At 69.6% G+C, this 12,742-nt stretch carries 11 protein-coding genes; 3 read left to right on the forward strand and 8 right to left on the reverse strand.

Annotated features, from left to right (window positions below):
- The 4 genes from ACZ3TS_RS17165 to hemL form a co-directional block, all read right to left on the reverse strand.
- Complete coding sequence (locus tag ACZ3TS_RS17165) at positions 1-642, reverse strand: TlpA family protein disulfide reductase (protein WP_467618535.1); 642 nt, start codon at positions 640-642, stop codon at positions 1-3.
- 66 nt (positions 643-708) lie between these two features.
- Entirely contained in the window at positions 709-2,001 is a 1,293-nt protein-coding gene (locus ACZ3TS_RS17170; RefSeq protein WP_467618538.1) for a polysaccharide deacetylase family protein, read from the reverse strand.
- A 202-nt stretch (positions 2,002-2,203) separates the two neighbouring features.
- Positions 2,204-2,878, reverse strand: a complete 675-nt coding sequence (locus tag ACZ3TS_RS17175; protein ID WP_467618540.1) for a histidine phosphatase family protein — start codon at positions 2,876-2,878, stop codon at positions 2,204-2,206.
- Positions 2,875-4,194 (reverse strand): glutamate-1-semialdehyde 2,1-aminomutase, encoded by a 1,320-nt coding sequence (gene hemL / locus ACZ3TS_RS17180; protein WP_467618543.1) that lies wholly within the window; start codon positions 4,192-4,194, stop codon positions 2,875-2,877. The genes ACZ3TS_RS17175 and hemL overlap by 4 nt, the downstream gene beginning before the upstream one ends.
- A 139-nt stretch (positions 4,195-4,333) precedes the next feature.
- Here hemL and ACZ3TS_RS17185 point away from each other — a divergent pair, with 139 nt between their 5' ends.
- Positions 4,334-5,029 carry a hypothetical protein gene (locus ACZ3TS_RS17185; RefSeq protein ID WP_467618545.1) on the forward strand — a complete coding sequence of 232 codons (696 nt, stop codon included), beginning with the start codon at positions 4,334-4,336 and terminating at the stop codon, positions 5,027-5,029.
- Between the two features lie 676 nt (positions 5,030-5,705).
- A complete protein-coding gene (locus tag ACZ3TS_RS17190; RefSeq protein WP_467618547.1) occupies positions 5,706-6,245 on the forward strand; it encodes a hypothetical protein in 540 nt (179 codons plus the stop codon).
- A 70-nt stretch (positions 6,246-6,315) separates the two neighbouring features.
- Here the strand turns inward: ACZ3TS_RS17190 and ACZ3TS_RS17195 are convergent, their stop codons facing one another.
- Entirely contained in the window at positions 6,316-6,723 is a 408-nt protein-coding gene (locus ACZ3TS_RS17195; RefSeq protein ID WP_467618550.1) for a hypothetical protein, read from the reverse strand.
- Between the two features lie 568 nt (positions 6,724-7,291).
- Here ACZ3TS_RS17195 and ACZ3TS_RS17200 point away from each other — a divergent pair.
- Positions 7,292-9,244 (forward strand): APC family permease, encoded by a 1,953-nt coding sequence (locus tag ACZ3TS_RS17200; RefSeq protein ID WP_467618552.1) that lies wholly within the window; start codon positions 7,292-7,294, stop codon positions 9,242-9,244.
- A gap of 6 nt (positions 9,245-9,250) precedes the next feature.
- On the opposite strand, the gene ACZ3TS_RS17205 is transcribed toward ACZ3TS_RS17200, so the two are convergent.
- From ACZ3TS_RS17205 to ACZ3TS_RS17215, 3 genes are all read right to left on the reverse strand, one after another.
- Complete coding sequence (locus ACZ3TS_RS17205; protein ID WP_467618554.1) at positions 9,251-9,490, reverse strand: GNAT family N-acetyltransferase; 240 nt, start codon at positions 9,488-9,490, stop codon at positions 9,251-9,253.
- 534 nt (positions 9,491-10,024) lie between these two features.
- Positions 10,025-11,542, reverse strand: coding sequence for a HAMP domain-containing sensor histidine kinase (locus tag ACZ3TS_RS17210; RefSeq protein WP_467618645.1), 1,518 nt, complete (start codon positions 11,540-11,542; stop codon positions 10,025-10,027).
- Positions 11,543-11,589: 47 nt separating this feature from the next.
- A complete protein-coding gene (locus ACZ3TS_RS17215; protein WP_467618647.1) occupies positions 11,590-12,291 on the reverse strand; it encodes a response regulator transcription factor in 702 nt (233 codons plus the stop codon).
- Positions 12,292-12,742 lie beyond the last annotated feature (451 nt).

Here is a 12,742-nt window from a genome sequence, read left to right on the forward strand (position 1 = left end):
TCACTTCTCCGCGACGACCGGGTCGAGCATCTCGCGCAGCTTGTCCTCGCTGAGGGCCTGCAGCGTGCGCGCGGCGATCTTCCCGTCCCGGTCGATGATCAGTGTGGAGGGGATCGCCTGCGGGTTGAGCGTGCCCTTCTCGAAGCGGAGCATCAGCTTGCCGGTCGGGTCGTACAGGCTCGGGTACGTGACCCCGTACTGCTTCTCGAAGGCGCGGGCGGGCTGCGTACTGGTGTCGCGGGTGTTGATCCCCACGAACTGGACGCCCTTGCTCGCCGTGTCCGCGGCGACCTTGACGAAGTTCGACGCCTCGGCGCGGCAGGGCGGGCACCAGGAGCCCCAGACGTTGATGACGACGACCTTGCCCTTGTAGTCGGCGACGTCCAGCTTCTTGCCGTCGATCGTCGTGCCGGACAGGTCGGGGGCGGCGGCCCGCTCGCCCTTCTTGACGGTCGCGATGCCGTCCTTGCCGGTGATGAAGTTGGTGTTGCCGGAACCCCCGGAGGTGCCGCCGGAACCGCAGGCGGACAGGACGAGCACCGCGACGGCGGCCCCGGCGGTGGCCAGGGCGGCGCGTCGGCGGCTGCGACTACGGGTGCGGGTGCGGTTCAGGCGCCGGGGGGCGCGGCAGGCGGCACTCATGTGAAAAGTTTCGCATGTCCGATCCGGGGATCTTGCCCACCCCCCTTGTGGGCCGAAAACCGCATTTCAGGCGGCCTTTGACGGGTCGCCCGAAGCCCCGTTGCCGGCACCCCCCAGGAACTCCTTCCAGCCACCGGCCGGCCGCTGCCCCACGTCCAGGGACTGCAGCTTGCGCACGACCTCGGGCCGCTGGACGTCCAGCCAGTCCGTGAACTGCCGGAAGGAGACGAGCCGTACGTCGGCGCCCTTCTCCTTCTCTCGCGCGATGTGCTTGAACGCCTCTTCGACGGCGTCCATGTAGATGCCGCCGTTCCAGTGCTCGAAGTGGTTGCCTATGAAGAAGGGGGCGCGGTTCGTCTCGTATGCCCGCCTGAATCCGGCTATGTAGGCATTCGCCGCCTGGGTGCGCCAGCCCGGGTAGTTGGAGGGGGGCGCCTGTGTCGTCCTGATCGACTGGTTGGCAAGGATGTTGTAGTCCATCGAGAGCACCTCGAACCGGTGCCCGGGGAACGGGATCAACTGGAGCGGGTAGTCCCACAGGCCCTGCCGCCTCACCGGCCAGCGCTGACGGCCGCCGGGCGAGGAGGCGTCGTAGCGCCAGCCGAGTTCGCGGGCCGTGGGCAGCAGGTTGTCCTGGCCGAGGAGGCAGGGCGTACGGCCGCCGATGAGCTCCTTTTCGTAATCGAAGGGCAGCGGCGGCAGGTCGGTGAACCCGGTGTTGGTGCGCCACTCCTTGACGAAGGACTTGGCCTGGTCGATCTCGCTGCGCCACTGCTTGGGCGTCCAGTGCGCGACGGTGCCGAATCCGGAACAGAAGTGGCCGTTGAAGTGGGTGCCGATCTCATGGCCCTCGAGCCATGCGCGGCGGACGTTCTGCAGCGTGGAGCGGATGTGGGCGTCCGTCAGATAACCGATGTCCGAGGCGCCCGGCCGGTTGTTCGGCGGCAGGTATGTCCGCTTTTTCGACTCCGGCAGCAGATAGACCCCGGAGAGGAAGAAGGTCATGTGCGCGCCGTGTTCCTCGGCGAGATCGAGGAAGCGCGGGAAAAGCCCGTTACCGACCTCTCCGGCGCCGTCCCAGGAAAAGACGACGAACTGCGGCGGCGTCTCACCGGCCTCCAGGGGAACCGGCTTTCCCGGCTGGTTGGGCTGCTTGCCCGTGTCGGAGGTGGAGCCGTCTCCGAGGGGACGCGCGGTGGCCGTGGGGCTGCTGGAGGTGCCGGGGCTCTCCTTGCCGGAACCGTGACCGGGGTTCGCACCGTCATGCCGTTGGGATTGGGAACCGCACGCGGCCAGTCCTATCGCGGCCGCCGCCCCCGCCCCGAGTCCTATCAGTCCCCGTCGGCTGAACTCCCGCATGTCGTCCCCATCTCATAGCGCCCTCTCAGCGGTCACACAATGAGAGGGCGCGACGGAGAGAAAGGTTCCGCCGAAGGCGCGTATGTGCAGCGGATTTTACGAAGATACGGCTACATGACGGGACTGCATACGTTTTGTGACGAAGCGTACGCCTTGGCGCAAGGCGTACGCCGTCACGGTGCGGCAAGGCAGGGGAAAGCGCTCAGGCCCCGAACGCCTTGTCCTTCCCCTTGACCGGCTTGGCGCCCGCGAGCAGGTGCGCAGGGACCAGATCCCGGGCCGGCTCGGTGTACCCCACGGACACGATCTTGTCGCCCTGGTACGTGAACGTGGTCAAGGAGGCGAGCGTGCACTGCCGCTTGCGCGGGTCGTGCCACAGCCGCCGCTTCTCCACGAAGCTGCGCACGATCCAGATCGGCAGCTGGTGACTGACGCACACGGCCTCGTGTCCGCGCGCCGCGTCCTTGGCGGCGTCCAGCGCGCCCATCATCCGTACGACCTGGTCGACGTACGGCTCGCCCCAGGACGGCTTGAACGGGTTGACGAGGTGCTTCCAGTTCTCCGGCCGCCGCAGCGCACCGTCCCCGACGCCGAAGGTCTTGCCCTGGAAGACGTTCTCGGCCTCGATGAGCCGCTCGTCGACGGCGAGATCGAGCCCGTGCGCCTTGGCGATCGGGGTGGCCGTCTCCTGCGCCCGCTCCAGCGGGGACGCGACGACGTGGGTGATGTCCCGGGAGGAGAGGTGGTCGGCGACCCGCTCGGCCATCCGCCGCCCCAGCTCGGACAGGTGATAGCCGGGCAGCCGCCCGTAGAGCACTCCGTCCGGGTTGGCGACCTCGCCGTGCCGCATCAGATGGACGACGGTGATGTCACTCATGCTGCCGTGGCCTCCGCTGCTGCACGGGCCGCCGCCGGAAGGGCGTCGGCGATTCGCTGGATCGCCCGCTCGTCGTGAGCGGTGGAGACGAACCAGGATTCGAAGGACGAGGGCGGCAGATAGACGCCCTGCGCGAGAAGAGAGTGGAAGAAGGCGGTGAACCGGAAGGACTCCTGACCCTTGGCGTCCTCGTAGTCGACCACCGGGCGGTCGGTGAAGAACACGGAGAACATGTTGGAGGCGCTCTGGAGCCGGTGCGCCACGCCTTCCTTGGTCAGCGCATCGGTGACGAGCGTACGGATCTCCTCGGACACGGCATCGACCTTCTCGTACGCGGCGTCGTCGAGGAGCCGCAGCTGGGCGAGGCCGGCGGCGGTGGCCACCGGGTTTCCGGAGAGGGTGCCGGCCTGGTAGACGGGCCCGGCCGGGGCGAGGTGCGCCATGACGTCCTCGCGTCCGCCGAAGGCGGCGGCGGGGAACCCACCGCCCATGACCTTCCCGAAGGTCATGAGGTCGGGCGTGACACCGTCGATCCCGAACCACCCGGCACGGCTGGTCCGGAAACCGGTCATGACCTCGTCGGAAACGTAAAGGGCGCCGTTCTCCCGGCAGAGATCCTTCAGCCCCTGGTTGAACCCCGCAAGCGGCGGCACGACCCCCATGTTCCCGGGCGAGGCCTCGGTGATCACGCAGGCGATCTCTGAGGGGTGGGCTTCGAACGCGGCGCGGACGGCGTCCAGGTCGTTGTAGGGCAGGACGATGGTGTCGCCGGCCTGGGCGCCGGTGACGCCCGGGGTGTCGGGCAGCGCGAACGTCGCGACCCCGGACCCGGCGGCAGCGAGCAGGGAGTCCACGTGCCCGTGATAACAACCGGCGAACTTGATCACCTTGGACCGCCGGGTGAACCCGCGTGCGAGCCGGATCGCCGACATGGTGGCTTCCGTCCCACTGGAGACGAGGCGCACCTGCTCGACGGGCTCGACCCGTGCGACGATCTCCTCGGCGAGCGCGACCTCGCCCTCACCGGGCGTACCGAAGGAGGTACCGCGCGAGACGGCCTCCTGGACGGCGGCGATCACCTCAGGGTGGGAATGCCCGAGAATCATGGGCCCCCACGAACAAACAAGATCAACATATTCGCGTCCGTCGGCATCGGTCAGATAGGGACCGTTCCCGGACACCATGAACCGGGGCGTACCGCCCACGGCGCGGAAGGCGCGCACCGGAGAGTTCACGCCGCCGGGCGTGACGGCCGCCGCGCGCTCGAAAAGAGTCTGCGAAACTGGGGCTTCGTACGGATAGCTCACACTAGCCATGGTGTCAGAGGCTGCGAAGATCCTGCGGACAGGTGTTTCAACGCACGTTTCGGCGGGCGGCCGTGGGGGAGGTCACTGGCACGATGATCGGGTTGCGCGGCGGGGGCCACGCGTCCTAGAAAAGCAGTCGGGTGGAGATATGCATCGCGGTGGCGGACTGGGCGAGGGGACCGATGATCTGGGTCCTCGGCGTGCCCGGCGGGGAAGGCACCGGCGCGACGCGGAGGAGACGACCGAGACACGTCGGGCGCCGGCGCCGCACGAGGCGCAGGGCTCGGCCTCTCAGGGTTCACAGCTTTCGCAGGGTGAGCCTGAGCGGATCGACCGTGCAGCGCGTATGGACCGTGGAGATCGTACGATCGACCGACTCGGGGCGGGGAGCGGGAATGGTGGTCGGGTGGGGGTGACGTACAAATACTTCGGCGCGCCGGACGGCGCCACGGCAGCCCGCGTCCCGATCTCGATGCGGCCCGAGGAACTCGGCGGCGACGAGCTCGGCATGGGCGGCATGTTCACCAAGATCAAGCCGGAGACGGTGGCGGCGATGGTCCTCACGGGCATCGAGGGCGTCCCGCTGCACAAGGTCCCGCCGCTGGAACTGGTGGTCCTGCACCCCGACTACGCGGTGGTCAAGCTCCCCATGACGGTCGTGGACCCCCTGCGCGGCATCGGCGAGGAGGCGGTGGGCGCGGCGGCGTTCATCTGGTCGACGGTGCCGGACCGGGGCGGTCCGCGGGACGCATTCAACGTGTACCAGCTGCTGCACGAGTGGCAGGACTTCAGTCACCGGCTGCATGAGGCGGGGCATCAGCCTTATTGCTTGGTGTGGCCCTGAGCTGAGGTCTCTCGGGCGTCGGGCGAGGCTTTCGAGTCCCGCCCTCACCAGTGCCCGAGAAAGTGCGACACCGCTGCCGGGTAAGCAATACGCCGTCACATGTCCGGAATGCCTTGGAGATTCTCCAGGATGCGCTGAAATAGGACCACTTGCTCCCAAAGGCCTCTGTTTCGAGGCAGGGCTCCGCCTTCTTTCTGCTTCCGGCGAGGAACAGGCTGTGCACGGCCATCTCCCGAGGGTGCGTCAGCAGCGAAGTGCCCGGCCCGATCCGGGCCGGGCAGCAGGGGAAGTGCCGGCGGGTGCCGCACGCCGTGACTGGTACCGAACCGTGGTGCCAGTGGGACGTCTGTGGCTCCGGTGGACATGCCAGGCGGCGCGGCGGAGCATGGGAGAGACGGCACACGTGATCAAGGGTGACCACGTGTGGATCGTGCGGCGGCAGACGCGTATCGCCCCGCGCGACCATCACGTCCGGTGCCCCGAGCCGAGGCGTGGAGCGTGGCGGAGTCCCGCCGCGGCTCCGGTCCGCGGATCGGTGGCGAGCCCCGCGAGGGTGCCCGGAGCCGCGGCACTGCTCGCGTTCGTCTCACTTCACTCGGCTCAGTGCGTAGTGCCTTCTGCAAGCAGGGCACGCCGCCCCGTCGGCCTGCCCCTTCCCGCTCACGGGAGGAAGAACATGATCCGCACTCGTCGTCTCGCGATGATCGCCCCGCTGGTCGTCTCCTCACTGGTCCTCGGACCTGCCGTCGCCGCGCACGGAGCGGCGGGGCACTCACCCGCCCTCGTCCCCGCCAAGGCGAGGTGTCTGCTCACCCAGGACAAGGCCAACTCCAAGCCGGACGCCCCGAAGTTCACCCTCCACGGGTCCGGTTTCGAACCCGGTTCCGTGTCGTTCTCCGGAGGCGGCGGAGGCGGGTCCGTGAAGACGGACGACGGATCGTTCGCCGTCAACGACCTGGGTCCCGGAAAGTACCGCGCCTCCACCGACGAGGACGGGACGGTGAACTGCGGTAGCACGCCGAAGGCCACGGAACCGAAGGAGTCAAAGGACGCGAAGGCCCAGTACAAGAAGGGCTTCGCGGACGGATTCGCACTGGTCAAGAAGGCGTGCGGCGCCAAGCAGCCGCAGGGCATCACCGTCGTGGACCCGAACTACGAGAAGGGCTTCAAGGACGGAGCAGCCTTGGCGACCAAGCGGTTCTGCAGCGAGGATTAGGAGTCGGGCACGAGAAGGGGCGCCCCGGATCCGGGGCGCCCCTCAGCCTCGTGGCGTCAGCCTCGCGGCGTCACCTCACGGTGACGATCACCGTCGGCGACATCGCGTTCTGGTGGCTCACCCGGAACCTCTCGGTGCCCTTGTTGTTGAGCTTGACGGCCGAGAAGGTGTAGGTGTCACCCGACACCACCTTGACGGACTTCACGGTGACCCACTGGCTGCCGTTGTACCGCTGGAGCGTCAGCGTGTCGCCTATCTTCAGGCCCTTGGTGTGACCCGTGAACGTCACGGACTGACCGGCCTGCAGCTCGTTCTGGGACGGCTGGACGGTGATCGAGGCCGCCGTCACGGTCGTGCGCTGCGTCGTCGAGGCGGGGTCGGCGGCGAAGGCGCCGGCCGCCCCGGTCGTCGCCAGCGCAACGGCGAGCGCACCGACGGAGAGGACACGGGCGGAGCGGGTACGAAGCGAGGATTTCACGTTTGTCTCCTGTGCTGTGACAGATCCCCCACTGACGGATTCCCCCAACTGCGCGCACCTCCGAGGCTTCCACGGAGCTGACCCGGCTGCGACCCGGCTGTCACTGGATTGCAGCAACGAGTGAGACGAAAAGCCCGCTACTCCGTGTGATTCATGCAGGTACGCGGGGTAATCGTGAGACCAGACTTCTTACCTTGTCTTCATTTCGTTCCGACCGTCCGCAACACCGTCAGCGCGAGCGTGCGCGTCACGGTGGCGACGACCGACACCCGTTCGCCGCGCCGGCGGCCGTCGACGAGGCGTCCATCGCCGGGCCCCGCAACCCATCACCCCACACCCCTGTCACCCCGGGCACCGCCCCACGACGCCCAGCACCACCCACCGACAAGTTCGGCCCCACCCGGCGACGTCCCGCCTCCAAGCGTGGCGGTCCGGTTTTCCTCCGCCGGTAGCGACGCATCCGGTCGTTGTTCCACAGGCCCCCGGATCGCCCTCTGCCTACGCTGGAATGACGGTCTCCTCGATGGCCGGGGCCGTTCGAACAGCCGTACGCCAGGAGAGCACGCCGATGGCCGCTACGGAGCACGCTCGCCCGAGCCGGTTGCGGGCGTGGATGCTGGAGGGGCTGTCCGACATGGGCAAGGGTGCCCCGGAGGGTCCCGACGCCGAGCCCGAACCCCCGCACAAGGGCCAGCGCTGGTGGCGGGTGATGTGCCTGACCGGCGTCGACTACTTCTCGACCCTCGGCTACCAGCCCGGCATCGCCGCCCTGGCCGCCGGGCTGCTCTCCCCCATCGCCACCATCGTCCTCGTGATCGTCACCCTGGCCGGCGCTCTGCCGGTCTACCGGCGGGTGGCCGAGGAGAGCCCGCACGGCCAAGGCTCCGTCGCGATGCTGGAGCGACTGCTCTCCTTCTGGAAGGGCAAGCTCTTCGTCCTGACCCTGCTGGGCTTCGCCGCCACCGACTTCCTGATCACCATCACCCTCTCGGCCGCCGACGCCTCCACCCACCTGATCGAGAACCCCCACCTCACCGGCACCCTGCACGGCCACCAGGTGCTCATCACCCTGCTCCTGATCGCCCTGCTGGGCGCGGTGTTCCTCAAGGGCTTCCTGGAGGCGATCGGTGTCGCGTTCGCCCTGGTCGGCGTCTATCTCGCGTTGAATGCCGTGGTCGTGGTCGTCGGCTTGTGGCATGTGCTGACGGCCACGCACGTGGTGACCGACTGGACCAGCGCCCTGACCACCGAGCACGGAAACGTCTTCGTCATGATCGGCCTGGCGCTGATCGTCTTCCCGAAACTGGCGCTCGGCCTGTCCGGCTTCGAGACCGGCGTCGCCGTCATGCCCCATGTGCAGGGCGACCCGCGCGACACCGAGGAGAAGCCGATCGGCCGGATCCGGGGCACCAAGAAGCTGCTGACCACCGCCGCGGTCATCATGAGCGGGTTTCTGATCACCACCAGCTTCATCACCACCCTGCTGATCCCAAAGAAGGAGTTCCAGACGGGCGGGCAGGCCAACGGCCGCGCGCTGGCCTATCTGGCGCACGAGTACCTGGGCAACGCCTTCGGCTCGGTCTACGACGTCTCGACGATCGCGATCCTGTGGTTCGCGGGCGCCTCCGCAATGGCCGGGCTGCTCAACCTGATGCCCCGCTACCTGCCCCGCTACGGCATGGCCCCGCACTGGGCCCGCGCCGTGCGGCCCATGGTCATCGTCTTCACCCTGGTCGCCTTCCTGGTCACCTGGATCTTCGACGCCAACGTCGACGCCCAGGGCGGCGCCTACGCCACCGGGGTGCTGGTGCTGATCAGCTCCGCGGCGATCGCCGTGACCATCGCCGCCCGCAAGGCCGGACAGCACAACTGGACCATCGCGTTCGCGGTGATCGCCACGGTGTTCCTGTACACGACGGTCGCGAACGTGATCGAGCGGCCGGACGGTGTGAAGATCGGTGCCTGCTTCATCGCCGGCATCATCCTTCTCTCGCTGCTGTCCCGGCTCGCCCGCGCCTTCGAACTCCGCGTGACCAGCGTGACCCTGGACACCATGGCCGAACGTTTCGTCCGGGACATCGCCAGCCGCCGCATCCGCTTCATCGCCAACGAACCCGACAGCCGGGACTTCGATGAGTACCACGACAAGATCGAGCAGATCCGGAACGACAACGACCTGCCCCCACAGGAGGACTTCGTCTTCGTGGAGGTGACGGTCCGAGACCCGTCGGAGTTCGAGTCGGGCATGAACGTACGCGGCGAGGTCATGCACGGCCGCTACCGCGTGCTCACCCTGGAGTCGTCCTCGATCCCCAACGCCCTCGCGGCCCTGCTGCTGCACGTCCGGGAGAGCACCGGCTGCATTCCGCACATCTACTTCGAATGGACCGAGGGCAACCCGTTCGCCAACTTCCTGCGTTTCTTCCTCTTCGGCCAGGGAGAGGTGGCACCGGTGACGCGGGAGGTGCTGCGGGAGGCCGAGCCCCACCGGGATCGGCGGCCACGCGTGCACGTGGGCTGAGGGAGTTCAGGCAACCATGGCCACCGCCTTGAACAGCCGCTTCGTCATGCCGATGCGCTCATAGGCGGCGACGGCCGGGGCATTGCCGGCGTCCACCATGAGGGCCGCGCGGCCGTGCTCCTGGACGAGGGCGTCGACCACGAACCGGGATACGGCGGTGCCGAGGCCGCGTCCGCGGCCCTCGGGGGCGGTGACCACCCCGGCGAGGAATCCGCACCCGGCGGCGGACCAGGCATCGGCGGCCACGGCGAGCGGTCCGGTCCCGCCCTGTACCCCGGGTCCGGTCCCCGCCCTGTACCCCGGCCCAGCGGCGCACCCCCGGCCGCCCCGGCTGGGCGTACGAATGGGGGAACCAGCGGTGGAAAAGGGGTGCCGCCTCACGCTCCTCGACCGCGTCCAGCCACCGCGCGCCTGAGGCACCGGACGCGCGGCCCGGGGCCACGGTCTCCATCCGGCACGCGCGACCGAAGGCCGCCGTCTCCATCCAGTAGGCCGTCTCCATCCAGTAGAAGGGGTCGGTGGGGACGAGCCCGGGGATCCGCCGGGCAAGCGTTTCGATCAGGTCCGCGTCCCCGAAGGGGCGGTGGCCCGACCCCAGCTCGGCGAGCAGATCCCGTACGAGGGGTACGGCGTCGTCGGCGTCCCCGCCGACCGCGATCCGGTCCCGCCCGGAGAGCCCGGTGGCGGCGACGGCAACGGCGGAGCCGTACCGTCGCACCCGGTTCCACCGCCCCTGCGCGGCCCAGGTGAGGTGGGAGTCGGCGTGGCCCGCCCGCCCGGTCACCTGCCCCCGGCCCGCGTCCCGCCGCCGACCGTGAACCCGATGACCGCTCCGCCGCCCTCGCGCTGGTACGCGAACGCCGCTCCCCCGTGTGACGTCGCCACCTCCTGAACGATCGACAGGCCGAGCCCCGAGCCGGGCAGGCTCCTCGCGTCCGCGGCGCGGTAGAAGCGGTCGAAGATGCGCATGAGGTCGCTCTCCTCGACGCCGGGCCCGCGGTCGAGGACCTCCACGCGCACGCTGCCCAGCGGCGGCCCGGTGTCCGGCTCGTCGGAGTCCTCCAGCCGGGGCGGGTGCTCCGGCCCCGTGACGGCGACCTCGATCAGCGCCTCGCCGTCGCGGTCGAACTTCGCCGCGTTCTCCAGCAGGTTGGACACCGCCCGCTGCAACGCCGAGACCCGTCCGTCGACCGTCGTGTCGCCGGTCACACGGACGACGATCTCGCGGCCCGTGCGGCGCCGAGCGATCGTCGCGGCGTCCTCGGCGATGTCCGCGAGTGTCAGCCGCTGCACCGGTTCCGTGTCCGACTGGCCGGCCGCCAGGGCGACCAGCTCGTTGACCAGGTCGGTCAGCTCGCGGGACTCCTGTGCCAGGTCGGCTACCAGTTCCTCGCGGGCGGCGGACGGCAGCTCGTCTATACGGCGCAGCAGCGAGATGTTCGTCCGCAGGGACGTCAGCGGCGTACGCAGTTCATGGCCCGCGTCCTGCACCAGTCGCCGCTGGTCCTCCTCGGACTGGGCCAGGCGCCCGAGCATACGGTCGAAGGAACGGCCCAGGCGGGCCACCTCGTCGTTGCCGGTGACCGGCACCTGGATGCCGAGCCGCCGGGTGCGCGCCACGTCCTCGGCGGCACCGGCCAGCCGCACGAGCCGCCGGGTGATCCGCCTTGCCAGCCACCAGCCGAACAGCCCGGCGGCTATCACCACCGCACCCATCAGCAGGGCCGTGCGCTGCTGGAGGCTGCGCAGCAGGTCCTCGGTACTGCTGAGTTCCTGGGCTACCTGCACCGCGCCCTGACCGTGGCCGAGCGCGACGGTCGCGACCCGGTAGACGTCACCGCCGACGTCGACGTTCTTGTGCTCCACCAGCTTGGCCGCGGTGGTGGTTTCGGCGATCTCGCGGTCGTCGGCGCCGACGGGCAGGGCCGGGTTGGAGTGGTCGACGACCGTGCCGCCGGGGCCGAGCACCTGCACGACCGTGCGGCTGGGCCGGATGATGTCGTCGCGCGGGGTGTCGTGGTCCTTGTCGGAGATGGCGAAGTCGTCCGGCATCAGCTGTTTCTGGCTGACCTGGTCCCGCAGATCGGCCACGACCTGGGCGAAGACGGTCTGCTGGTCCACGCGCACCAGGCGGGCGGCGGCGTCGTAGCTGAGGAAGCCGACGAGGACGGTGACGCCGGCGGCCACGGCCGCGAACGACACGGTGAAGGTGGTCCGTAGCGACGACATCTGCCGCAGCCTGGACCGCAGCCGCAGCCGGCGGCGCAGCCCGCGCGGCAGCCGCTGCCACAGGCGCATCCCCGGTCCGACGTCGGCCTCGGCAGCGGGAGGCGGTGACTGAGGCACTAGTCCTCCCTCAGCACGTACCCCACGCCGCGCACCGTGTGGATGAGCGCCGGGGCCCCCGGCTCGTCGAGCTTGCGCCGCAGATAGCCCACGTAGACGGCGAGGTTCTTGGATCCGGGGCCGAAGTCATAGCCCCAGATGCGGTCGTAGATGGTGGCGTGGTCGAGAACGATGCCGGAGTTGCGCACGAGCAGTTCCAGGAGGTCGAACTCGGTCCTGGTGAGCTCGAGCTCGCGCTCGCCGCGCCAGGCGCGGCGCGCGTGCACGTCCATGCGCAGCCCGGCGACGACCACCTGGCCGCTGGGGATCTTCTCCTCCTCCTTGGGGCCGTCGAGGGTGGAGGAGGTGTTGGTGCGGCGCAGCAGGGCCCGCAGCCGGGCGAAGACCTCCTCCACGTCGAACGGCTTCACGACGTAGTCGTCGGCGCCCGCGTCCAGGCCCGCGATGCGGTCCGCGGTCTCCACCAGCGCGGTGAGCATCAGGATCGGGGTCCGGTCGCCCTCGGCGCGCAGCACGCGGCACACCTGGAGGCCGTCGATGCCGGGCATCATCACATCGAGAACGAGCACGTCGGGCTGGTTGCGGTGGGCCTGGGCGAGGGCCTCCACCCCGTCGGCCACGGCGGTCACCTCGTAACCCTCCAGCGTCAGCGCGCGTTCCAGGGCATGACGGATGGCGCGGTCGTCCTCGGCGAGCAGCACTGTCTGGGTCACCCCACCAGTCTGCCAAGGCCGAAGCGGTGCACCACCGGGTGGGCCGAGCCGCAGGCGGGCTTCTTACCCGCCTCTCACCGCTCCGCACGTGGCGGTTTACCTGGTGGGGACAGTCTGTCGGCTATGTCACGTCGCCGCGCTCCCTTCCGGGGGACGCCACGGAGAGCCACGGAGGCGGGGCCGGGGACGGAGCGGTCGGGGGCACCGGCCGACGGGTTGGGGCCCGTCGCCGCGTGGTACGGACCGCCCACCGGTCCCGCCGACTCTCCACGGGGCGACGCGACCACCGTATGAACACCTGAAGACGTACGACACGGGAGCCGCGACACGGCGGTCGGGTCCGCGCCGCGAACGCGGCCCAAGGCACGCCGCCTCTCAAGCCCGCCCGGCCCGCCATCCCAGGGCGCGGCCGGGTGAGGGGCCCGCCCGGTCGGTCCCG

It is taken from the genome of Streptomyces sp. NPDC022910 (assembly GCF_055561075.1).